General features: G+C 37.7%; 22 protein-coding genes and 1 pseudogene. 8 read left to right on the top strand and 15 right to left on the bottom strand.

Annotated features, from left to right (window positions below):
* Positions 1-13: 13 nt before the first annotated feature.
* Both fabI and mgtE read right to left on the bottom strand, forming a co-directional pair.
* On the bottom strand, positions 14-787 hold the full coding sequence (gene fabI, locus ACQKMR_RS02640; RefSeq protein WP_427695898.1) for an enoyl-ACP reductase FabI: 774 nt from the start codon (positions 785-787) through the stop codon (positions 14-16).
* Positions 788-935: 148 nt separating this feature from the next.
* The gene (mgtE, locus tag ACQKMR_RS02635) at positions 936-2276 is read right to left on the bottom strand and encodes a magnesium transporter (RefSeq protein ID WP_427696083.1); all 1341 of its coding nucleotides are present in this window, start codon (positions 2274-2276) and stop codon (positions 936-938) included.
* A 147-nt stretch (positions 2277-2423) separates the two neighbouring features.
* On the opposite strand from mgtE, the gene prpE reads away from it, so the two are divergent.
* Positions 2424-3167 (top strand): bis(5'-nucleosyl)-tetraphosphatase PrpE, encoded by a 744-nt coding sequence (gene prpE, locus ACQKMR_RS02630; RefSeq protein WP_427695897.1) that lies wholly within the window; start codon positions 2424-2426, stop codon positions 3165-3167.
* Positions 3168-3271: 104 nt separating this feature from the next.
* Here prpE and ACQKMR_RS02625 read toward each other — a convergent pair whose 3' ends face one another.
* Genes ACQKMR_RS02625 through ACQKMR_RS02615 form a run of 3 tightly spaced genes read right to left on the bottom strand, consistent with a single transcriptional unit; the run spans position 3272 to position 5655 of the window.
* Complete coding sequence (locus tag ACQKMR_RS02625) at positions 3272-4171, bottom strand: RluA family pseudouridine synthase (protein WP_427695896.1); 900 nt, start codon at positions 4169-4171, stop codon at positions 3272-3274.
* Between the two features lie 17 nt (positions 4172-4188).
* The gene (locus tag ACQKMR_RS02620) at positions 4189-4983 is read right to left on the bottom strand and encodes an NAD kinase (RefSeq protein ID WP_053345008.1); all 795 of its coding nucleotides are present in this window, start codon (positions 4981-4983) and stop codon (positions 4189-4191) included.
* 51 nt (positions 4984-5034) lie between these two features.
* On the bottom strand, positions 5035-5655 hold the full coding sequence (locus tag ACQKMR_RS02615) for a GTP pyrophosphokinase (protein WP_427695895.1): 621 nt from the start codon (positions 5653-5655) through the stop codon (positions 5035-5037).
* Positions 5656-5980: 325 nt separating this feature from the next.
* On the opposite strand from ACQKMR_RS02615, the gene ACQKMR_RS02610 reads away from it, so the two are divergent.
* From ACQKMR_RS02610 to ACQKMR_RS02595, 4 genes are all read left to right on the top strand, one after another.
* On the top strand, positions 5981-6559 hold the full coding sequence (locus tag ACQKMR_RS02610) for a CYTH domain-containing protein (protein WP_427695894.1): 579 nt from the start codon (positions 5981-5983) through the stop codon (positions 6557-6559).
* Positions 6560-6583: 24 nt separating this feature from the next.
* On the top strand, positions 6584-7243 hold the full coding sequence (locus ACQKMR_RS02605; protein ID WP_427695893.1) for a lytic transglycosylase domain-containing protein: 660 nt from the start codon (positions 6584-6586) through the stop codon (positions 7241-7243).
* Positions 7244-7477: 234 nt separating this feature from the next.
* Positions 7478-7882 carry a globin gene (locus tag ACQKMR_RS02600; protein WP_427695892.1) on the top strand — a complete coding sequence of 135 codons (405 nt, stop codon included), beginning with the start codon at positions 7478-7480 and terminating at the stop codon, positions 7880-7882.
* Positions 7879-8766 carry a ClpXP adapter SpxH family protein gene (locus tag ACQKMR_RS02595; RefSeq protein WP_427695891.1) on the top strand — a complete coding sequence of 296 codons (888 nt, stop codon included), beginning with the start codon at positions 7879-7881 and terminating at the stop codon, positions 8764-8766. Before ACQKMR_RS02600 ends, ACQKMR_RS02595 begins: the two co-directional genes overlap by 4 nt.
* 1041 nt (positions 8767-9807) lie before the next feature.
* Here the strand turns inward: ACQKMR_RS02595 and pepF are convergent.
* The 6 genes from pepF to ACQKMR_RS02565 form a co-directional block, all read right to left on the bottom strand.
* A complete protein-coding gene (gene pepF / locus ACQKMR_RS02590) occupies positions 9808-11625 on the bottom strand; it encodes an oligoendopeptidase F (RefSeq protein ID WP_427695890.1) in 1818 nt (605 codons plus the stop codon).
* A gap of 191 nt (positions 11626-11816) precedes the next feature.
* The gene (locus tag ACQKMR_RS02585) at positions 11817-13025 is read right to left on the bottom strand and encodes a competence protein CoiA (protein WP_427695889.1); all 1209 of its coding nucleotides are present in this window, start codon (positions 13023-13025) and stop codon (positions 11817-11819) included.
* An 83-nt stretch (positions 13026-13108) separates the two neighbouring features.
* Positions 13109-14620, bottom strand: coding sequence for a cardiolipin synthase (gene cls, locus ACQKMR_RS02580; RefSeq protein WP_427695888.1), 1512 nt, complete (start codon positions 14618-14620; stop codon positions 13109-13111).
* A gap of 122 nt (positions 14621-14742) precedes the next feature.
* The gene (gene mecA / locus ACQKMR_RS02575; protein ID WP_427695887.1) at positions 14743-15411 is read right to left on the bottom strand and encodes an adaptor protein MecA; all 669 of its coding nucleotides are present in this window, start codon (positions 15409-15411) and stop codon (positions 14743-14745) included.
* A 453-nt stretch (positions 15412-15864) separates the two neighbouring features.
* Positions 15865-16260 carry a transcriptional regulator SpxA gene (gene spxA, locus ACQKMR_RS02570; protein WP_034314502.1) on the bottom strand — a complete coding sequence of 132 codons (396 nt, stop codon included), beginning with the start codon at positions 16258-16260 and terminating at the stop codon, positions 15865-15867.
* 743 nt (positions 16261-17003) lie between these two features.
* Complete coding sequence (locus tag ACQKMR_RS02565; protein ID WP_427695886.1) at positions 17004-17585, bottom strand: GNAT family N-acetyltransferase; 582 nt, start codon at positions 17583-17585, stop codon at positions 17004-17006.
* 96 nt (positions 17586-17681) lie between these two features.
* On the opposite strand from ACQKMR_RS02565, the gene ACQKMR_RS02560 reads away from it, so the two are divergent.
* Positions 17682-17870, top strand: a complete 189-nt coding sequence (locus ACQKMR_RS02560) for a hypothetical protein (protein ID WP_427695885.1) — start codon at positions 17682-17684, stop codon at positions 17868-17870.
* 61 nt (positions 17871-17931) lie between these two features.
* Here ACQKMR_RS02560 and ACQKMR_RS02555 read toward each other — a convergent pair whose 3' ends face one another.
* Positions 17932-19110, bottom strand: a complete 1179-nt coding sequence (locus tag ACQKMR_RS02555; RefSeq protein WP_427695884.1) for a putative glycoside hydrolase — start codon at positions 19108-19110, stop codon at positions 17932-17934.
* Between the two features lie 603 nt (positions 19111-19713).
* Between ACQKMR_RS02555 and trpS the strand changes: the two genes are divergently transcribed.
* Together trpS and ACQKMR_RS02545 are read left to right on the top strand one after the other, a co-directional pair.
* A complete protein-coding gene (gene trpS / locus ACQKMR_RS02550) occupies positions 19714-20700 on the top strand; it encodes a tryptophan--tRNA ligase (RefSeq protein ID WP_427695883.1) in 987 nt (328 codons plus the stop codon).
* A 312-nt stretch (positions 20701-21012) separates the two neighbouring features.
* Positions 21013-21228 (top strand): annotated as a pseudogene (locus ACQKMR_RS02545) (transposase); the annotation flags it as partial.
* 120 nt (positions 21229-21348) lie between these two features.
* On the opposite strand, the gene ACQKMR_RS02540 reads toward ACQKMR_RS02545, so the two are convergent.
* From ACQKMR_RS02540 to fabF, 3 genes are all read right to left on the bottom strand, one after another.
* Positions 21349-22104: a YjbA family protein gene (locus tag ACQKMR_RS02540; protein WP_053344996.1), complete on the bottom strand. Its 756-nt coding sequence runs from the start codon at positions 22102-22104 to the stop codon at positions 21349-21351.
* Between the two features lie 109 nt (positions 22105-22213).
* Positions 22214-22984, bottom strand: coding sequence for a DUF2268 domain-containing protein (locus tag ACQKMR_RS02535; RefSeq protein WP_427695882.1), 771 nt, complete (start codon positions 22982-22984; stop codon positions 22214-22216).
* A 182-nt stretch (positions 22985-23166) separates the two neighbouring features.
* Positions 23167-24405 carry a beta-ketoacyl-ACP synthase II gene (gene fabF, locus ACQKMR_RS02530; protein WP_427695881.1) on the bottom strand — a complete coding sequence of 413 codons (1239 nt, stop codon included), beginning with the start codon at positions 24403-24405 and terminating at the stop codon, positions 23167-23169.
* Position 24406: the final 1 nt, after the last annotated feature.

The raw sequence follows: 24406 nt of genomic DNA, 5'->3' as shown, positions 1-24406 counted from the left end.
GAGTCCCCTTTTATCATCCGATTATATGATAACCGGAATCCACATGAATATTTTCACCAGTAATCCCGCGGGACATGTCACTGAATAAAAACACAGCCGTATCTCCGACTTCTTCAGGCGTTGTCGTACGACGGAGCGGTGCTTCTTCTTCAATCTTCTTCAAGATTGTATTAAAATCACGGACTCCTTTAGCAGATAATGTACGTATTGGACCAGCAGATATTGCATTCACACGAATATTATCCTTACCAAGGTCACTCGACAGGTACCGTACGTTGGCTTCAAGTGACGCCTTAGCCACTCCCATTACATTATAGTTTGGCATAACTCGTTCACCGCCAAGGTAACTCATTGTGACAATACTGCCGCCTTCAGTCATAATTTCTTTCGCTGCTTTAGCTACAGCGGTTAAAGAGAACGAACTAATATTATGAGCAAGCAAGAATCCTTCACGGCTCGTATTAACAAAATCACCGTCCAGCTCTTCTTTATTTGCGAATGCGATACAGTGTGCCACACCATGAATGACACCTGCTTCTTCCTTGATCGCCGCAAAACATTTTTCAATGCTTTCGTCCTTTGTTACATCACATTGTAATATGATTGCAGATTCGCCTTCCAAAGTGGAAGATAGCTCCCTGACGCTCTTTTCTGTACGTTCTTTTCCATAAGTAAATATCAACTTGGCCCCTGCTTTGTGTAAGGAACGGGCCACTCCCCAAGCAATACTTCTTTTATTGGCAACACCCATTATGACAAACGTTTTTCCCTCTAATGAAAAAGTCATCGTAGTGACCTCCTATTTTGATACAAGTTATTAGTACCTGCTACTAATGACAGTATATCAAATTTATGATGAGAAAAACACCGTTTTCTACTCACTGCTTGCATTAAACATTCGGAAATCCTGTTAGCGAGTGGTTAACCTTTTTCGCTTACAGTAAATATCCCATGAATAATGTTGCTAATCCGAAATAAATCAGTATACTGATAAGGTCGTTGATGGTTGTAATGAAAGGACCGGAAGCAACCGCTGGGTCAATCTTCATTTTATGCATGAGGAGCGGGACAAGTGAACCTGCAAGTGTGGCAACGATTAGAGTAATGAAAATCGAAATACCGACTAATAATCCAAGCATAAAATCATCTTGCCAAAAAAAGACGATAAAAATGATGGCAATTCCGCATGTTAGGCCGATAATAAGGCCCGTTCCAGCCTCTCGAAGAACCAGTTTCCACTTGCTTTCCTGTTCTAATTCCCCAGTTGCGATTCCTCTGACCGCTACTGCCAGTGCCTGTGTTCCTGTATTTCCAGCCATGCCACCAATCAATGGAATAAAAACAGCAAGAATGGCTTTTTGGCTCAGTGTCTCTTCAAATCGACCAATCAGACTCGCAGTCAACAAGCCTAAAAACAAGAGAATGACCAGCCATGGCAGCCGTTTTTTTGCAGCTGAAAATGGACTCTTATCGACGTGGTCAAGATCTGATATACCCGCTAATTTAGAATAATCATCGGATGCTTCTTCGTCCATGACATCGATGATATCATCAACTGTAATGATCCCTAACAAATGGTTTTGAAAATCGACGACCGGTAAAGCAAGGAAATTATAATCCCTTATTTTACGGGCCACCTCTTCTTGGTCCTCCGATACAGGAACAGATACTACCCGGTCATCCATTAAGTCACTAATTAGAGCCTCTTCATCAGCGATAATCAAGGTCCGGAGCGATAACACACCAAGCAGTTTCTTATCTTGGTCTGTAACAAATACATAGTAAATCGTTTCTGCTTGCGGTGCTTCCCGTTTCAAAATCTGCATCGCTGAGCGAGCCGTTTCGTTCGCCTCAATAGCAATGAACTCTGTCGTCATTATGCTTCCTGCTGTAGATTCCTCGTAGTTCAGAAGCTCTTGGATTTCACTAGCTGCTTCATCATCCATGATCGTCAAGTAGCTGACAGCCTGCTCCTCATTTATTTCATTTAACACGTCGGCAGCATCATCCGCATACATATGGGATAGCATATCAGCTACGTAAGAAGGATTCATTTCAGCGAGGAGGCTTTCGTAATCATCTTCATCTATTTCAATGTTTTCAAATAGACCTGCCATTTCTTCCGGAGATAAATATTTGTACATAACTGACCTAAATTCATCCGATAAGCTTGTATAAAATTGAGCCTGATCGTATGGGTGCATTTCTAGGAACTCCGTGCGGAACTGATCTAGGTTTTCTGTTTTAAGTGCGTCAAGCAATAGCGCATTATTCATTTGTTTACTTTCCAGTTCCCTCAACTCTTCCATAACTAAACACCTCCAACAAACTTATTTTTTATTTTCCTCGTTTATATTTTATTTTTTTAAATAATACTATACTAATACCATAAACATATACAAAACAAACAAAGGGTGTGACAAATGAATATCGATATCATTGGGGACATCCATGGATGTTTCACAGAATTTAGGCAACTGACAGAAAAAATGGGATATACTTGGGAAAGCGGCATACCTGTCCATCCCTCAGGAAGAATCCTTGGCTTTGTAGGAGATTTAACCGATCGCGGCCCAAATTCTCTCCGTGTAATTGAAGTGGTCTATGAATTAGTCATTAACCAAAATATTGCGCTATATGCTCCAGGTAATCATTGCAATAAACTGTATCGTTATTTTTCAGGCAATAAAGTGCAAGTATCTCATGGTTTAGAGACTACAGTAGCTGAATATCAATCCTTAAACGTTCGGGAGCAGAAGAAAATCCGGAAAAAATTCATGGAATTGTATGAAAGATCACCACTCTATCAACTCATCGATGAAGACCGTTTAATTATTGCTCATGCTGGTATTCGCGCCGATTATATCGGTCAATATGGAAGTAAAGTAAAAACTTTTGTCCTTTACGGAGATATCAATGGCTCCAAGCATCCAGACGGCTCGCCGGTCAGAAAGGACTGGGCTCAGTCCTACAAAGGGAAAGCCTGGATTGTGTATGGACATACACCGGTTCCGGAGGCAAGACAAGTCAACCATACATACAACATTGATACCGGCTGCGTCTTCGGTGGAAAACTAACTGCTGTCCGTTATCCGGAAATGGATCTTCAAGATGTGCCTTCAACAATGCCTTATATAGCAGAGAAGTTCAGGACTTCTTTTGATTAACAAAAAAAACTCGCCATTTTGGTGAGTTCTTTTGTGACGACAGATTTAAAATATATGCTTATTTTCAACGTTATACTTTCATAACAAACGCAATGATCTACCCACTAATTCCCATCAAGTAAATGTATCATATCATGAGGTAGTTTTTCTTGAAACAACATCACTTTCTTGGTAAAAGGATGGAGAAATTTTAATTCGAAACAATGCAGGGCCTGACGGGCGATTATTTCCTTTTGTCCTCCATATAAATCATCCCCAGCAAGCGGGTGTCCAATATGAGCCATATGAACCCGGATTTGGTGTGTCCTCCCAGTTAGGAGCTCCAAATTAAGAAATGTATAGGTTTCAGTTTGGGCTAATACCTCAAAAAGAGTACAGGCATAGCGACCATCTTCCCGAACTTCCCTTTCAATAATGCTGGTCGATTTCCGTCCGATTGGCGCCTCTATCTTTCCTTTTGGTCCGTTAACAAGTCCTTCAGCAATGGCTTGGTATCGCCGTTTAACATGTCCAGATTTTTGTTGCTCACATAAAAGGTGATGGATATGTCGATGTTTGGCAATTAAAACCAAACCCGATGTATCACGGTCAAGTCTTGTAACAATATGAATCGTTGCATTGATTCCCATCTTCTTATAATACCCTGCTAAACCATTCGCAAGACTGCCATTGGGATGCTCACGAGATGGAATGGTGTTCATAGAAGGAGGCTTGACAACTACCAATACAAATTCATCTTCGTACCTGACAAGAAGTGGGAAGGGTTCTGGAAGAAGGCCTTCACTTGCCTGTTCCGGAGGAAATATGACTGTGACGCTGTCGCCAGTTTTAATCCGCTCCCTCACAGTCACTTCTAAGCCATTCACCTTGATTAAACCACCTTTAAACTTAATATCCGTTAATGCTCGTTTTGAAATATCGTATTTGCTGAGAAATTCCCGCAGTAAAGAGCCAGAATCCTCTTCAGAAACCGACCAAGTTAAAGAAAAGTTTTGATTTGACATGAAGTGATCTGAGCTCCTTAGTTAGCAATAAATGAATCATGAACTCTTTTCCAGAATGGAAATGGACGGAATCTAGCGAAACGAATTTTTTCATCAGCAACACGGCATTGAATCGATTTTACATCTTCCTGAAGCAGGGTTAAATGATCAATCGTGATTTGAAAATTGACTGCATTGACGGGCCGGAACATACATGTATGATGAGCCGGCAGCAAAAGTGGCGATCCGACCGTCCTAAACACCCGGTTATTAATGGATGCCAATTCGGTAATCTGGATTGCATCAATCGAAGGATGGACAATCGCTCCTCCAAGTGCTTTATTATAAGCTGTGCTTCCTGACGGTGTCGCAATGCACAAACCATCCCCACGGAACGTTTCAAAGTGCTGGCCACGTATTTCCACATCCATTACAAGGGTACCTTCAACACTTTTGACTGTAGATTCATTTAATGCCAAAAATCTTGCTTCACGTCCTCCATGCTGATATCGGACAATTGTTTCAAGCAGCGGATATTCAACAATTTGAAATGGTGTTTTTGCTAATGCTATCACCAATTTTTCAATTTCATCCGGGGTCCAATCTGCATAAAACCCAAGATGACCTGTATGTACACCAACAAAGGCTGTCTTGTCTAAGCGGTTCTTATAACGATGAAAAGCATATAACAATGTCCCATCACCACCAACCGATATTACAATATCCGGTTGATCTTCGTCATATTCCAAATGAAAGTCCTGAAGATACGTTCTCATCCTTTGCATTAAAGTATTTGATTTCGCATCTCCTTTTGACGTTATCGCAAATTTCATGTAATCCCACCTTACTATTTTAGATTTCTTCTTATTAAACGATTATTGTTTTTAAGAATCTTTTTTTCTTGAAAAAAGACGCTGTGCTTCTTGAATTTCCGTACGTATTTGCGACATTTCTGCATCCAGCAGAAATGCTGCTTCTGCAGCTCGTTTCAACCGTATTTGAATATCTTCGGGAAAAATACCTTTATATTTATAATTTAACGAGTGTTCAATCGTCGCCCAAAAATTCATCGCTAAGGTCCTAATCTGAATTTCAGCAAGAATATTTTTCTCGCCATGAATTGTCTGAACCGGGTAGCGTATGACAACATGATAAGAACGGTAGCCACTTGCTTTTTTATGAGAAATATAATTTCTCTCTTCGACTATTTCGAAGTCATTGCGACCGCGTAAAAGCTCTACAACCTGTTCAATATCATCCACGAACTGACACATCATCCTAAGGCCTGCGATATCTTGTATTTCAGTGCCTAATTTATCAATTGGAATATCCTTCTGACTCGCCTTATCCAAAATGCTAACGATCGGCTTTACTCTGCCTGTTACAAATTCGATAGGCGAGTGAATATTCTCTCTTTCAAACTGTTTCCTTAATCCCTTTAACTTAACCTTTAATTCTTCAACAGCCTGTTTATAAGGCGCCAAGAAATCGTCCCAAATCTCCATTGCCACACCACCTATATCTATCGAAAAAGCGCCTGTTCAACTCTGGTATGGGCAGGACGCTTCGATTCTTCTCTCTAATCCGACAGCTCTATAGCTAACTGTCTTACACATGGATCTTTTAAAATCGTCCAGAAATTAAAATATGTATAATTCCCCTATATACTGTAATTCACTTCATCATGCTCAACGTTTATATTTTATCATATCCGGCAATTGATTCCTAAATATTCAAGTACAATAACTAAAAATTATTGTATTCAATTTGACAGCAGGAATGGTTCTTATATGATTAATCTAAGATAACAGGCAGAAAGGAAGGAAACACATGAACCAGCATATTGAAATTGAATTTAAAAACCTTTTAAATGAACAGGAGTTTACTCAATTAATTGATTATTTTCAAATCAACACTTCGAACTTTAAATCTCAGCAAAATCATTATTTTGATACAATGAAATTTAATTTAAAAAATCAAAACTCTGCACTTCGAATCAGGGAAAAAAATGAGCGATACGAACTAACTTTAAAACAACCTGCAACAGAAGGACTATTAGAAACGAATCAAGATATAACTAAGGAGACCGCTTATTTATTTCTAAACCATAATACTTTTCCTGAAGGACCAATCAAGCATCTTATTCTCGAAGGCGGGCTCAATCCTAATGAGTTTACTTGCTTTGGGACCCTACAGACGGACCGTTTTGAATTTCCATACCAAGGAGGGATCCTTGTTTTAGACCACAGTTCGTATGTAAACCAGGAAGACTTTGAGCTTGAATACGAAGTAACAGATGCTGAAACCGGAAAAAAAATTTTCCTTTCTCTCCTAGAAACCCTTCAAATTCCAGTAAGAAAAACCGAAAATAAAGTTAAGAGGTTTTATCTGGCCAAATTCCAGAACTAATCCTGACCAAACCCAAATTCGGAGGTGGAGCGTTTGAAAATCCAAGATTTCAAAACCTTTATTGAACTGCTGTCCATCCAGAAATTCACAACTGGCGACATCATAAATACTAATACATCTCAATCCAACTTCCAGGACATGCTGTCGGAACTGGTTTCGAGTGATACTTTAGAAGGTACATCGCAGTCCTTGGGATCCTTGCTGTCTAATGTGGAAAATGAAGCAAAATCATTTCTTCAATCCACCAACCTAGCATCTATGAATTCGTTAACAACAGCCAATACTAGCCATAAAACTAGCGAAACTGTTACAATTTATGATGACATCATCAGCAAGGCGGCCACTTTATATAATCTCCCAGAAAAACTAATTAAATCAGTTATTAAACAAGAATCGAACTTTAATCCTAAAGCTACTAGCTATGCTGGTGCGGCAGGCCTTATGCAGTTAATGCCCGCAACTGCCAGAAGCCTAGGTGTGGATGATATCACAGATCCAGAGCAAAACATTTTGGGAGGGAGTAAATATTTGAGCCAAATGCTAGCTCGTTATAACGGAGACATCCAAGTTGCCCTTGCTGCTTATAATGCCGGACCAGGTAATGTCGATAAATATAACGGCATCCCACCTTTTAAAGAAACACAAAACTATGTTCAAAAAGTTTTCACCACATTTTCCTGCTAATTAAAGTTGGCCCTTAATTTAAGTTGGGTCAGCTTTTTTAGTGTAAAGATATAGCTATATTTACATCTCACACAGATTTAAAAAACCGCCAATAAAAGCGGTTTTTTTATTTATTTTCCCTTGTCATAATACAGATGTAAAACTTTCCTCAAGCTATATAATTGTTTTATGAGTACGTCATTGTTAAAATATGAATAAATATCAACCATTTTTCTTTTAAAAGGAGTAATCAGCATGATGCAAGGGAACCCTACACCATATGAATTAATTGGAGAGGGGCAATTACACAAGTTAATTGATGTGTTTTACTCCAACGTTAGTCAACACCCGGATTTGCTTCCGATTTTCCCTGACGATTTAACAGAAACGGTCCGTAAACAAAAACAATTTATGACTCAATATTTAGGTGGTCCCTCTTTATATACTGAAGAACACGGTCATCCTATGTTGCGGGCTCGACATATACCTTTTGAAATAACACCAGAACGTGCGAAAGCATGGCTTTCCTGCATGTATCAAGCTATGGACGAAGTAGGCCTTGAGGGTGAAATACGGGAGTTTTTCTATCACCGCCTCTATTTGACGGCACAACATATGATCAATACATCCGGTACGGACGGGAAAGGAGAAGACAGTTGAGCGCACATAAACCAGTTTTCAATATTTCCGATTGGATAAAGACACAGCATTGTTATGATATAGGAAAAAAGCCAATTGAAATTTATGTTTTTGTTGATCCACTTTGTCCCGAGTGCTGGGGCTTAGAACCAATTATAAGAAAATTACAGATAGAATATGGCCAATTATTCAGCTTACGCCATGTTTTAAGCGGTAAAATCGATTCTCTTAATATGGGGAAAAATAAAAATTACGAAAACCTTGCTCAAGTTTGGGAAAAGACTGCCAGCCGCTCAGGAATGTCCTGTGACGGAAGCCTTTGGTTAGAAAACCCAATCTTTTCTCCATATTCAGCTTCCATTGCCATCAAAGCAGCCGAATTACAGGGCAGAAAACTAGCGATTCGCTTTTTAAGACAGCTTCAAGAGTATGTATTCATTGGTAAAAGGGATATTTCTAATATAAAAGTCCTGACCGATTGCGCCAAAACCGTAGGATTAGATGTTGAGGAATTTCTCCATGATATAAATTCTTCCAGTGCAGCTAAGGGCTTTCAATGTGACTTAAAAATCACAAGCGAAATGGAAGTAACAGAAATACCATCGCTTGTATTCTTTAATCAAAATATTGAAGAAGAAGGAATAAAAGTTTCGGGTGTCTATTCTTACGAGGTATATGTTCATATCTTGGAAGACATGCTGAATGGTCTTCCTACCCCTGCTGAACCTCCATCGCTAGAAGAGTTTTTAAGTTGTTTTAAACTAGTTGCCACTAAAGAAATCGAAACGGTTTACAATATGAATAAAAATAACGTCGAGTTAGAAATGAAGAAACTTGTGTTAAAACAAGTTGCTGAAAAAATTCCAGCAAAGTACGGAACATTTTGGAGATATACAGAGAAGTAGTCATAAGAATGACTGCTTCTTTTTTGATTATAAAAAAGGGAAAAACCATGCAAATCAATCGTTTGCATGGTTTTTTATATAAGAAATAAGGGGATGGGAGAAACTTTTCACGATCAAACAAAGGGGTATAAGTTTGTTTGTGATTCACTTCACAATAAATAATATAACAGATAACCCATCTATATTTCAACTACATTGTGCATCTCTTCACAATTTGTTCACAAAATATTTTTTCTATATGTTCAGTTCGTTATTATTATAATCGATAAATTCTTGAAAGCTTTTGATTTAAAGCTTTTATCAAAATACGAGATGAATATATATTTAATGATTAATGATGGTGAAAATACATTGTGATTAATTTCACAATGTATTTTCACCAACCATCTTCATACTTTTTATTTATTTGTACATTTTTTTATCAATAAAACCTAATATTTTTTGCAAACGTATTCATAGAGCTCAAAATCAATTAACCGAAGTTAATCCCCTTTAATACATGCATTTTTCACTATATCTATCACTTAAAAGTATAGATTGCATATTTTCTAATGAAAAAACCCCTACAAATCGTGAAATTCACAGGGGTTTTCATCTATTTATACGAACAAAGGGGATGGGAGAAATTTCACGACGATCAAACAAAGGGGTATATGTTTGGATGTGATAACTTCTATATCTGTACTATATCAGATAATACTTATCTAACGCAAGCACTTTGTGCGTCATTTCACATTATTGTCATATTCTTAGAATACTGCCAATTCTAAAACATAAAATTTTATAAGGAGGGTTCAATTTTCTATTTCTATTAGGTTGGAGGTGACCAAATTGAAAGGCACTATTTTACTTATTCTCTTAATAGGGTCGCTGTTCGTCCAGCTACTCGGTATAATGAATCTCATTCCTTTGTATTTCACCTCCCCTATTTTATTTTTTGTTTTTTTCATTATTCTTCACAGTTTAAATCAAAGAAATCGTTTTAGAGGTTTATAACGTAAGCTGAAAAGGACCCGCATAGATACGGGTCCTTTTCAATACTTATTTAGCCAAAAGTTCTTCCAACTCATTTAATTTTTCTTCAAATACATTCATGGCTTCTTGAACTGGCTCTGCTTTTGTCATATCGACGCCAGCCTTTTTGAGAACTTCAATTGGATAATCAGAACTTCCTGATTTTAAGAACTCCAAATACCTTTTGACAGCTGGTTCTCCTTCTTCGAGAATTTGCTTGCTTAAGGCTGTAGCTGCACTAATACCAGTCGCATATTGATATACGTAATAATTATAGTAGAAGTGTGGAATTCGAGCCCATTCGAGACCTATTTCTTCATCAATTGCTACATTCTCTCCAAAGTATTTCTTGTTAAGTTCATAATATTCCTTCGTCAGCATATCTGCTGTTAATGCTTCTCCATTTTGAGCTTTCAAATGAATGGTATGTTCAAACTCAGCAAACATCGTTTGGCGGAACAGCGTACCACGGAAGCCTTCTAAATAATGATTTAATAAATAGATGCGTTTCTTTTCATCCTCGATTGTATTTAATAAATAATCATTCAATAGATTTTCGTTACATGTCGATGCGACTTCTGCTACAAAAATAGAGTAATTTCCGTATGGGTATGGCTGATATTTACGTGTATAAAAGCTATGGACCGAATGCCCAAACTCATGAACGAGCGTGAATAAGTTATTCACGTTATTCTGCCAGTTCATTAAAATATAAGGATTCGTCCCGTATGTACCAGAGGAATAGGCACCGCTTCGTTTCCCTTTGTTCTCATGCACATCAACCCAACGATTTTCAAATCCTTCTTTTAAAACATTTAAATAGTCTTCCCCAAGTGGAGCAAGACCCTTAAGGACATAATCTTTCGCTTCCTCATATGTCACTTCCATTTTCACTTCTTTTACAAGCGGAGTGAATAAATCATACATATGAAGTTCATCTAATTCGAGTACTTTTTTACGTAATTCTAGATAACGGTGCAATAACGGCAAATTGTCATTGACCGTTTTAACGAGATTATCGTATACTGTCTCCGGAATATTGTTGTTACTTAAAGCAGCTTGACGTGCCGAATCATATTTTCGAACTGTCGCATTGAAGTTATGATTCTTCACTTCACCTGACAGGGTTGAAGCAAATGTATTACGGAACTCTCCATACTTACTATATACCCCTTTAAATGCATCCTCACGTACACGACGATCTTCACTTTCAAGGAAACGGATATATCTTCCGTGAGTTATTTCCACTTCATTTCCCTCTTCATCCTTGATGGTCGGGAATTTCAAATCTGCATTGTTAAGCATGCCAAATGTATTACCTGATGCATCGAGTACTTCCGATGCTTGTGCCAATAAAGCTTCTTGCTCAGCAGACAAGATATGAGGCCTCTGAAGACTAATTTCCTCCAATGAATGTTTATATAAATTCAATTCTTCTTTTTCTTCTAAAAAACCAGCCACTTTGCTTTCGTCAATACTCAATAGTTCAGGAACCATATAAGAAAATGCGGCGGCTGCCTGGGCGTATAAAGCCTTTGCACGGTCTTCCATTCCTTGATAAAAAGGATTGGTTGTATCTTGATCATTGCGCATATGTGAATAAGAGTAAACTTTCCCTAGCTTCTCAAATACCTCATCTTGAAATTGCAGGGCTCCAAATAACTTTTCAGCACTTTCCCCTAATGTTCCTTTGTGCGCATCCGCTTTCTTAAGGTCTTCTTTTACAGCTTTGAAGGCAGCTTCCCAGTCTTCTTCAGTCGCGAAGATATCTTCCAGCCTCCAAGTATCTTCAGCTGCAATTTCACTTCTTGAGGGCAATGTATTTACTTTTGTTTCCTGTGTCATAATAATTCCTCTCCATTCTATAGAAAACTTTCCAGTTAGTTAACCCTTTCCTGAAACCGGATTGAACGTCGTATTTACTTTATACAACGATCATGCTTTCTTAAAGTATAAAAATCCTTCTTCTTACTATTTCTCCATTAACAAAAATAATCCTGCCCTTTCATCTGAATTCAAGATAAATTGCGATGGTATCACTTATTATAATGGATATTCCCCTTTTCTATCATCAACTTATGTTCATTATAGAAATTTTTTTCCATCACTTGACTTTCATCACCATTCGACGGAAGAGAGAATTGCTTCACAACTTTAAAAACCCCTTTTTCCAACTCTGATATAAAACCCATTTGCTCTAACAGCTGAATATATTGCCTAATAGGATACTCTATGCGTATTTCCTTAAGCAAAGGCAATGATCTGAACTTTATTCCCCCATTTTTTGCACGCTTCTTAAAAAAATAGATAACATCATTCATAATTATCTTTTCCCCCGGCTTTTTCTTTTGAAACACGTCCATATAAAGCCAAGCTTGCCATTCAATCGGCGGTGTTTCAATCAATAGCATCCCTCTAACCGGTACCCCAATTTCAACTGGAATCGTTGCAGGCGAAATATTATGTGAATAGAGTCCCTGGAAAAATGAATCACTTCTCCGTGCAGTTTTCACACGGTGAAGGCACCAGTTTTTTCGTTTACTTCTCCAAGCAGGTAGAAAAGGAAAGCTGAAGCAGGTTCGAGGCGCTATCTGACTAGGGCGGAGTATTACTAATGAAGCAGTAGTTAATTCAGCAAACACGTTTCTTGGGGAAAAAGGAGTGAGGTTTTTTAATGCTGATAATTGATTCGTTTCTGGACAATACATCCAAAGAAACGGGTGATGGTAACTGCCAGTAACAAACAACCATTGAAAGTCTGATAAACTGAATTCATGTAGATTCCTTCTTTTCAAATGTTTAGCTGCTAGGATCCAAATTGGCTTGATACCGACACTTTGATAGGAAATTGTTCGTTCTATGAATTCAGTTTCTGAAATAACCGAGCATTGGAATTCAACTGCATAGCGTGTACCACCAATCGTTACTAAGATATCTGCCCTTTTCCTTATTTCAGGAAGGTAGGCTTCTAAATCAGCTTGATAGTGGTGTGATTCAAACCAATGAAACAATTTTCTTTTTCCCATTAAATGATAAGCGGATTCCGGTTCCGACGATGCACGACATGAAGAATTATTTTTGTGGGCAAAATGGGGGATTTTAATCATTCCGGCCTTGATTGTCATTTCTGCTTTGCAGCATGGACAGTAATAATCTGTTGACATTCTCAATTCCGTAAGCAAACTTTCTGTCATTTTTTCAGGGAGGGCAATCCAAGTCCCGTCCTTTTTTATCGCAGTTAGCATACATCACCTCCTCAATTTATATCATTCGCTTTTATCGCATAGGATTCCTTTTAAATTTAAGCAAAAAAAATGCCTGATCGGCATTAAAGAAGTGGTGAAAGTAATCTGCAAGTGGACTCAAGTAATTTTAACCCAATATTCCGTTTGGTGAATTCATCCATATTCACCTCTTGTGAAACCTTTATATCTTCCAAAAAGTCATTTACCAGGTGTTCTGTACTTTCCGTCCGGTAGAGAAAGGCATTGACTTCAAAATTCAAGTGAAAACTCCTCATATCCATATTTGTTGTCCCAATTGAAGCTAGTTGATGATCAACGATGACAATTTTACTATGCATGAACCCTTCATTATATTGAAAAATTCGGACTCCAGCCGCAAGCAATTCTGGAAAGTACGTTCTGGAAGCATGAAAAACAATACGCTTATCAGGTTTTTTCGGAACGAGCAGCCTGACATCCAAACCACTCAAAGCGGCCACCTTTAATGCCTGAAAAATATCGTCATCAGGAACGAAGTAAGGAGATGCAATCCATACAGACTCTTCTGCAGAAGTAATCATCTTAAAGAAAATGCTCTTAATGATTGTCCATTCACTATCCGGACCACCTGCAATCATTTGTACACCACCATGTTCATGATGAAGCGGCAGGCCCGTTTGGAGGTATTCGTCCGATAAAAAGCTGTGGTCGGTACTGTAATACCAGTCCTGTAAAAAAATGAGCTGTAACGTCCTTACTGCTTCGCCCTTCACCATAAGGTGAGTATCACGCCAAAATCCAAAATTCGGATTACGTCCCAGATATTCATCACCAATATTGAGGCCCCCCATAAAACCGATAGACCCATCTATCACAATTATTTTCCGATGATTACGAAAATTGAATTTATTATTCAGTAGAGGGAGACGCAGCGGGCCAAAGGCAACCATTTCTACCCCTACATTCTTCAACTCATAAATATAGGATCTGGCTAACTTCCAAGAGCCAACAGCATCATATAAAAAACGAACCTTTACCCCTTCTCTTACTTTTTGAATCAATACATCCTTAAGCACACCACCAATATGGTCATCCCTAACTATATAATATTCTAAATGAATATGATGTTTGGCTTTTTTTAATTCCTTGATGATATTAGAAAATGTTTCCTCTCCATTTGTTAAGATTCGAGTTTCAGTTGTAAATGAGATGGGACTATTCCCAAGCCTTTGCGCAAGAGAAAATAACTTCTGGGGGTGCTCCCCCATCTCCTTAATTTTCCGATTATAAAGTTGTGCTTCGCTGTCTATTTTTACGAAACTTTGCTTATCTAAAAAATATTTCTTATGAAATATCCGTTCTTTCCGGAAATTACGTCCAAACAAAAAATAAAACATGAAACCGATAATTGGGAAAGCACCAAATACTACTAGCCACGTTATGGTACGGGCGGGATCCCGATTTTCGAGGAAGATGATAAATCCAATAATCACCAAGAAAAGAGTCAATATCAGACTAAAATAACTAAAGAGCCCTTCATTGACCTCCTTTAATAGAAAATACCACGTGCTACCCAACAAGAGAATAAGCAGACTAATGCCGACTTTATTCTTCACCTAGACTACCTCCAATTAAAAAACACAGGCACACTCTAATAAGACCTTCCTGTCTAAGGTAAAAACATTCATTCTAGGGCGAAAAAACCGATTTCTACTGAAATCGGCTCCACAGTTATTAGTTATACGAAATATTTATCAACCGTTGCGAATACATCATTTTCTATCACTATTTTACCGTACTCTTCTAACATGTGCACCGTTATCGGTGACTCCTGACTGTATTCCAATAAAAGACTTAAAATATTATCAATTTCTTCCTCGTCAATTTCGGCCTCTGAAAATTCGATATAGAGGTAATATTTATTTTGATAAACATAAAGTTTCGTTATCCAGTTATCCAAGCCATGACGCTTGCTTAAAGAAATGACATCTTCAAAGTCCTCGAATATTGTGATGAACTCAATCATTCCATCTTCAAAGGTAATACCGCTTTCTTCATCCTTATCATGAAAATGTTGGTCAAGAAGCGTATCCATCTTGTCTGATACATTCAAATCCTTTAATTTATCATCTGAAAGAGGCAGCTCGAGTTTCTGACCATCTTTGGCAAGTTGGGCTTTTGTGACCAAAACTTCCAAGCCTTTTTCAAGAGCTTGAACCTGAATCCATAAAGGTCCTTCAATCATGAATTCCTCTTCTTGATGCACTTCATCCATCATTTCCCAAAAAAGCTCCTCACTTCTTTCACGACTGTACCAAATCTCTTCGCGATCAAAGCCTCTTTCCTCAATATCTATATAGGAAATATAAAATTTAACTGTATCGTCATTAATGCGTTCGATTTCCATGATTCCCCTCTCCCTTCCTTTCTCATTTTGAAGGGATAATAACCCCCAAGCGAAAATTGCTCTTAAAAGCTCTTTACCCGTAAGTGAATACTGTAAATCATGTTAGTCATTAAAAACAGACTATTTTACATCATTTTATGACAAAACCTTGAAGAAGGGAAATAAAAAACATTACTTATCTAAAAAACAATTGTTTGCCTAATATTCCATTCATTCTATAAAAAAATTCATCCGCATGCAACTATCACAGAACTTCCTTTAATTTTAGTTAATGCTAAAGATTATGCTCTATTATATATACAACAACGTGAGTTGCATTCTTCTTTTATCTTAAAAGGTGACCAGCTGTAGCCAAATCGAATGCGAATATCAAAAAGGTGAATTTTAAGAGGGAAATCAGTTATGTATAAAGAAAAAGCTCTGCACAATTCTCGGCAGAGCTTGAAAACCTTTTTAATTGACCATACGTTGTGCTTCTCGTAACTGGAACGTACGAACTTTACGTGGTAAAAAGCGTCTAATCTCATCTTCGTTATATCCAACTTGAAGCCTTTTCTCATCAAGGATAATTGGACGTCTTAATAGTCCTGGGTTTTCCTTAATCAATTTATATAATTCTTGAAGAGGCAGGCTCTCCAAATTTACGTTTAATTTTTGGAAAGTTTTTGATCTTGTTGAGATAATTTCATCCGTACCATCTTCAGTCATACGCAGAATCTCTTTAATCTCATCAATCGTAAGCGGTTCTGAAAAAATGTTTCTCTCTTTATATCCAATTTCGTGTTCCTCTAACCATGCTTTTGCTTTTCTGCATGAAGTACAACTAGGCGATGTATATAATGTTACCATGTTTACTCACACTCCCTAAGTATAGAATCGGTGATCTATGAGGGGAAATCTACTATTAGTATTCATAAGTACCACTCTAATTTGAAATAATTTTAAATAAGTATTTCATAATGTTAATTATACACTAATTTATTTAAAATGAACACCCTTTTTCAAAATTGAAAAAATCCTTTAAAACTTCTTGTTTAGCCTGTACTATAGCTAATTCATTTTTTTATGTAATACATTATATCCACTTTTTCTAATTGAAAATACCTAGCTACCATTCTCATTTAACTCTCAATTTAACCCTCATATTTTTTTAATTAGTTCGTTACTTTTATTTACCCCCATTCCTTGTTAATAAACAAGTTCATTTTAATATATTTTCTTTAATGAAGAACAAATTCCTGCTTTCTTTTAAAAAACCATTCTTTTAGCATATATAACGATAAACATAAAAAAAAGGTAAATCAAAAGAATCAGAATGGGATGAGATTAGTTAATATTCAAGAAGTTAATTCTTATTCGGTAGCCCACCTAAAAATACATAAGAAAAGAGCCGGTAATATGAACTGCACCCCAATTGTTAGACAACATCTAACAATTGGGGTGCAGTTTTTTGACTAAATATACGATAGACGAAAAATTACATGCAGTTTTAGAGTACTTGGACCGGTAGATTACCGGGTTCATGCCCTCAAGGCTGCCTAATTATAGTGTCTAACTTTTTGGGTTCACTTCAATATACCGGCTCTTTTTATTCATGCTTCCATCTCTTCAAATATATCCATTTCATGCCCCATACTTATAGTCAGTACATCATCTACATTTTGATAAGACTTTCCATAGAGGTGATTGTCCTTATAGGTATGAATTTCAGAGTAAATTTCTTTCATGAAATTAAATACGTCTTCTTCTTCTACAGAAGAATCAGATGGCCAATATAAGATTTCCATCGGTGTATTCTCCTTGGTAGCAAGCGATTTTCTGCTATAGGATATAGAAGAAGCATGCTGGAACCCTTCCCTTTTATAAAACCGAAGTCGCTTCAATGTGTCATCATCATGTTCTTGCACAGGCTCGACTTCAAGTAATATGGTTTTTTGCCTTTTTTGCAATTTTTGAATCAGTTTTCTTCCTAACCCCTGCCCCCTTGAATTCTTGGAAACAAATAGGTAATCAATGAAAATAAACTCATCCCCTTCCACATATAATAAAACATGGTCAGGCCCTTCATCTTTTTTGTAAATTTCATGCTTATCCCTTAAAAGAATTTCTATATGTTCTTTTGACTTCATTTCTTCAATTGGAAAATACTGATTTAACTTTTCATACCAATTCATAATTTAATCTCCTCTATTACTACTTTTTACTTTCCACAATTTTTCTTATCCACTACAATAGAACTTAAAGAACTTGAAAATATTAGGAGGGTTAGGATGATTAGTTACTTTACAGACCTGATTTTGGTAGCGGTTTGCGTAATTGGCATTACAGCCGTGAATGGTGTAGTGACGAATGGGATCGGTGAAAAATGGTTTGGCGGTAAACGTCACTCTCTTATTTTCGATCAATCAAAACGAATTCAGTCAGGATGGAATCAAGTTGGTGGAAATAAGAAACGGTAATTCCTACAGAAATTGGATGACCGAAAGCCATTCCTCTAACGGTCATCCATTTTTTTACTTTTTATGGCGTATAATCTACCCCTTTTGTATACCGATTGGCTGCATTCCATAATAAATATTCATCAATTCCATTGTCATTCAAAGCTTTAATTTGGGCTTCCACTTCTTCCTTACCATATTTTTGATAATTTCCATCCCCTAAATAAGAAGCTGTAAAATCTTGAAGCCAAGGTCTAGAAGTCGGTGGTGCTTCCAGTTCTTTAAGCTTCCTATTCTCCAGTTTTGCATATTCCTTAACGAGTTCATAAGGCTCCAAATCAGGTTTTTCGATACCGAAATAAGATGTCCAATGACTTGGATATATCATCGAGGAAATAACATCAACATTTTCAGATATTTTGGTGAAATTTTGGCCAATTCCTGGAGCTTCCGGTAACGTAGCAGCATAGCCAAAAATATCGACTGACACCTCTACTCCGTACGGTTCTAGTTGTTTCTTGGCATAACTGACGAAATCCGTTACTGCCTGTACTCTTTTTGCAGTATGACTTATTTTCGCTTCATCATATTCACCCATATTATATTTCAATTCGTCTTCTTTTTTTTCAAACCCTTCCGGAAAACGGACGTAGTCGAACTGAATTTCTTTGAATCCCATCTTTGCCGCTTCAATAGCTATTCCAACATTATAATCCCATACCTCTTTCATGAATGGGTTAACGAAAGATTCTCCACGACCATTTTCCCATACCTTTTTTCCATCTAAATATGACCATTCCGGCTTCTTTTTTGCGAGAAGGGTATCTTTAAACACGACTACCCTGGCAATCGGATAAATCTGTTTATCCTCCATTTTCTCCAGCATTTTCTTAGGATTCTTTATTTGGTCTTTACCAATCCCAGCATAAGGAGAATCAGGATCTTCTGGCTTATACGTAACGTTTCCCCAGTCATCCTTAATATCAATGACCATCGCATTCAAATCGGTTTCATCTACATATTTAATAAGTTCGTTGAATTTGTTGCCGCCTGCTGCAGGTCCAGTCACATAAATTCCGCGCACAGCATCCGGATAGTCAAACTTCAAACCCGAATCAAATACAAAACGCGGTGCCCTCTCAGGCAATTCTTTACTTTCAAGTGCTACATATCTAGTCTCGTTCATACTTTCTGCATGAACTGGCTGTTGAATCAGGAATATACACACCCCTGTCATCAACCATTTAGTCATTGGTTTCATATCTCCACCTCATTCGCCATCAGTCATCAATTTTATTTTACAAATACAACAGACCCCTTTCTTTATACCACAACGATTGAACTTTACACCTATATCTCAGTAATTAGTAAAAAACTTTGGGTTCTAGTCTCAAAAAAGGCAATAAAATCTATGAGTACCTTTGAATTACGTTATCATACACGATAATTCTGTTCACAACGTATTCCCTTTTATCCTTCCCTAAAATCGTCTACACATTGAAAAATAAAAAACGAACTACATTCTTGAAATCATCTTAAATAATTCAGAATGGTGATAGAAGGAAATAATAATTCCTTTCATGGGCTCGATAATAGTCTTTATGCCGTTTCGATTATACATTTAATATGAATAAATGCTAAAATACAGTTATAGTGGACAATTCGTATTTCTGGAATGACGTCGATACAAGAAGTGATCACTTCAAAACGGCCCCTCCACGAGATATAAATGAGCGCTTTCCTAATCATAAATAAGGCGCCAGTTACTTTCAAAAAAAGTGGATTCATTTTCTATTTATCCTTACAATAATGAAGAGCGAATATCCATTTACTTAATAAACGTATTTAGAGGAGTGACTAGCAGTTGAAAAGGATTTTCTCCGGCATTCAGCCATCCGGTTCCGTTACTTTAGGGAATTATATCGGAGCAATGAAACAATTTGTTAACCTACAAAATGAATATGATTGTTTCTTTTGTATCGTTGACCAGCATGCAATTACAGTTCCACAAGATCGTCTAAAATTAAGAAAAAACATTAAAACATTAGCCGCTTTATATTTGGCTATTGGCCTCGACCCGGAAAAGAATACAATCTTTATTCAATCAGAGGTACCTGCGCATGCTCAAGCAGGCTGGATATTACAAAGTATATCTTATATTGGCGAACTTGAGCGTATGACTCAATTTAAAGACAAATCAGCCGGTAAAGAAGGGGTTTCTTCAGCACTGCTGACCTATCCTCCGCTGATGGCTGCCGATATTCTTCTTTACAGTACAGATGTTGTTCCTGTCGGCGAAGATCAAAGACAGCATCTTGAATTAACACGTGATTTAGCTGAACGATTCAATAATAAGTACAACGAAATTTTCAAGATTCCAGAAATCAGCCTTCCGACGGCAGGAGCACGAATAATGTCGCTTCAAGAGCCTTCTAAGAAAATGAGTAAATCTGATCCTAACAAAAAGGCTACGATTGCCCTATTGGATGATCCAAAGCAAATTGAAAAAAACATCAAGAGCGCGGTTACCGATTCCGAGGGTATTGTCCGTTACGATAAGGAAAACAAAGCCGGGGTTTCCAACTTAATGTCGATTTACTCCATTTTCAGTGGAAAAACCTACTCCGAAATTGAAGTGATGTACGAAGGAAAGGGTTACGGCGACTTTAAGAGTGATTTAGCTGAAGTGGTACTTGGAGAAATCTTACCAATCCAAGAGCGCTATTACAAATTAATTGATTCTCCTGAATTGGATGAAATTCTTGACCGTGGTGCAGAAAAAGCGAACATTGAAGCGAATAAAATGATCAGAAAAATGTATAACGGCATGGGACTTGGAAGAAAAAGATAAAAGAAAAGACGATCCTAATCGGATCGTCTTTTCAGACTGTAGACAAACTCGATGAAAATCGAGTTTGTCTACAGTTTTTTTGAGGGTTTTAAAAATCCGAACGTTGATTGGAACGTAGGGAACTCGCTTTCCGCGGGCGGTCCGGGAGCCTCCTCGGCGCCTTTGCGCCTGTGGGGTCTCCCTTGGACGCGCTTTTCCCGCAGGAGTCTCGCACCTTCCGTTCCAATCAACTTTGTTTTAACAATTAGATATAACCGCTTTTGCCTACAGTCTTTTTTGTTTTAAAATAGGAGTATTAAAACTTGAGGTGATGACGATCTGCGTCATCACAAGGATGTAAAACCTATATATGCTAAACGTAAAGAAACAATAGTGCGCGTATTCGCAGATGCAAAAGAAAAGCATGGTATGCGTTGGACCACTTTAAGGGGACTTAAAAAAATGTCGATGCAGGCGATGCTTACTTTCGCTGCCATGAATTTAAAGAGGATGGCCATTTGGACATGGCAAGGTCCAAGAATGGCTTAATATAGTGGGCTCGTAGAGGCCCAATCTCTTAATCTTGAGCAAAATTCAAAGGGAATTTCAAAAGGGGGCCGGAATTAAAACATTCCGAACCCCTTTTGTCTATAAACTGAAAAGACGATCCTATAATATCGATGGACTATCTCCTGTCTCTACTTGCCAAAGCTTTTCAAAAAATGGCTGCCCCTTTACTAAGTTTTCGCATAGTTGAAGATGTTTCTCTGACCAGCCTTCCTTCATTTCCTCATATAACTCAAGCCAAGCGATTTGAAAATCCATTTCTTGAATGCTCTCATATTTTTCTGGAGCCCATTCTGTATACCAATAACGGATTTCAGCAGTGTTTTTCGCCGTAAATAATTGGTCCATGGCCATGAATAGAAGCTGCTTTAGCTGTCTTTCTTTTCTTGTCAATCCATTCATAAATAAGGGTGACGGCGATAAAATATGATATTCTTTCTCAGATGTAGGTTTTTCAGTAAAGGTGTAATCCATCTCATCATGGTTTTCTATCATGTCATAAACAATTTGTTCTTGCCGAGGAATTATTCTGCTTTTCCGAATTGGAATATGATAGCCTATTGTATCTACAGCTAGAATTCCATTTCCATCGGTAACGATAAAACAATAGTCAAGCTGAATTCGTTCATGGTTTTTCCTTGCATACGCTTTTTGATAGACATCGCTAAGCAATGGCTTAGGTAATTCTGATAAGTCATTTTCTATGTAGTGGAAGAGTGTTGCTGAAACTTTCAACAGAGGAACTTGATCTAACAGTTCGATCCCATCATCCTTCCTCCATTCATGAAAATGACAAATATTATAGCCGTTTTCTTCTCCTTCAAACCAATTAACCCATACATCATGAAGATATAACATCATTCATCCCTCACTTAAACAAATTTCTGTTTGTCAATCAGTATAGGCAGGAACCAGACATTTTATTCCTATTCTAGAAAACAGATTAAGAAAAAATAGAACGTATAAATTAGGTCTTTTCTGTTAAAAATTCTTCAGATTGGATAATGAATGATTTTTTTACAGAGAGTTTTTCAGCATTCTTCGCCAGATGGTATCCTGTACAGTATCCTAGCATATACGGATATCCCTTCATCCCCAGAAGAAGAACATCATGAAGCGGGTCTGTACGCTTTATGGTATGTTTTGCTTCTAAATACTTACTCCAAAATCCCCGGAGTTTTTCTTCCTGATATAACTTAGTCCATTTCGCTATATATTTCGCTCCTAAATATTTACAGACTGTTCTTTCAGCGAGCCCTTCCATAATCATCGTATCGAGAAGTGTATAATCCTTCTGTTCTTTTTTCAAATGGTGTAATCGGCAAACATGATGATATTCATGAATCAATAGGGCCTCCATTTCCTTTTCCGCTATACCATTGTTATAAAAAAGAAACAATTTATCTTTAAATGCCAATCCTGATTTCGTTTCAACAGATTGTTTCCACATCCCTGAAGACATAAGAGGAAAAATATAAATGGGAACGTCTGGCCCTTCCCATAACTTCTTATAAGAAGTAAATAGGCTTTGTGTTTTTTCCCAAACATTATTTTCGTTTAAGTTTCCCCATGTATTTTTCGTTTTTTGATTTGGAGAATACATGCCGTGCTTTTGTAAGTGGCGATAAATCATATCTGCATTAATATTGTTGTTGAATTTATCTTTCAGTCTGCCCATCATCTGAACCGGTCGATCGAAGTCCTCTTTCAACCACTCATTTGTTGAAATAACACCCATCCCATACACCCCCGCCTCTTTTAACTATCGTATGATTCTTAATCACGGGTGACACATATTATTTCCCTCCACATGTTTTAAAATGAAACAAAGCTTTCTATCAAAGAAGGTCACCAGTTCGGCCCATGGGATGATTACAACAAAAAAAGAGCAAACCTCAAAGGATTTGCTCTTAACATTAATTATTGATATTTTTTGAAAAGAATTGTTGCGTTATGGCCGCCAAACCCAAGTGAATTGCTGATGGCTGCATTAATTTCACTTTTCCTTGCTTGATTTGGCACATAGTCCAAATCACACTCAGAATCGGGTGTTTCAATATTAATAGTCGGTGGCAAAATGCTGTCTCTGATTGCTTGAATTGTGAAAATTGCTTCGACTCCACCTGCTGCCCCTAACATATGTCCTGTCATTGACTTTGTAGAGCTTAATGCAAGCTTATAAGCATGGTCACCAAAGACTTCTTTGACTGCCATCGTTTCATATTTATCATTGTAAGGCGTACTTGTTCCGTGGGCGTTTACATATTGGATGTCTTCAGGATTCAAACCTGCATCTTCAATCGCAATTTTCATTGCTCTTGCTCCGCCTTCCCCACCAGGTGCTGGAGCCGTAATATGGAAAGCATCTCCAGTCGAGCCATATCCAGCTATTTCAGCATAAATCTTAGCTCCACGGTTTAATGCATGTTCTAAATCTTCAAGAATAATAACCCCAGATCCTTCTCCGATAACAAACCCATCGCGATTTGCATCAAAAGGACGGCTTGCCGTTTTTGGATCAGGATTTGTCGATAAAGCTGTATTTGCACAGAAGCCTGCCACCGACATTTTCGTGATCGGCGCTTCGGCACCACCTGTGATCATTACATCGGCATCGCCCCGTTGGATTGCTTTAAACGCGTCACCAATTGAATTTGTTCCTGTTGCACAAGCAGTTACCGTACAAGAATTGATTCCCTTAGCACCTAGTAAGATAGAAACCTGGCCAGCAGCCATATCCGGAATCATCATAGGAACGAAAAATGGACTCACCCGTTTATAGCCTCTGTTTAAAAAGTTTTCATGTTGTGTTTCAAGCGTCTCTAGTCCACCAATACCTGAACCGATCCAAACACCAACACGTGTCGCATTTTCATCTGTTATTTCTAGCTTACTATCATTTAATGCCATAACTGATGCAGCAATAGCATAGTGCGTAAAACGGTCCATCTTACGCGCTTCTTTACGATTGATATATGTCTCAATATCGAAGTCCTTTATTTCTGCAGCCACTTTTACAGGAAAATCCTCAGCATTCAAGCGTGTTAATGGCCCTACCCCTGAGTTCCCCTCAATTATATTCTTCCATCCAGTTTCTGCATCATTACCAACTGGAGAGATTGCTCCAATACCTGTTACAACAACACGGCGATTAGTCATT

The sequence above is a fragment of the Peribacillus sp. NPDC096540 genome (assembly GCF_050278525.1).
Taxonomy (GTDB): Bacteria; Bacillota; Bacilli; order Bacillales; family DSM-1321; genus Peribacillus.
The sequence above is the reverse complement of the archived record's forward strand: the minus strand, read 5'-3'. Positions and strand labels throughout refer to the sequence as shown.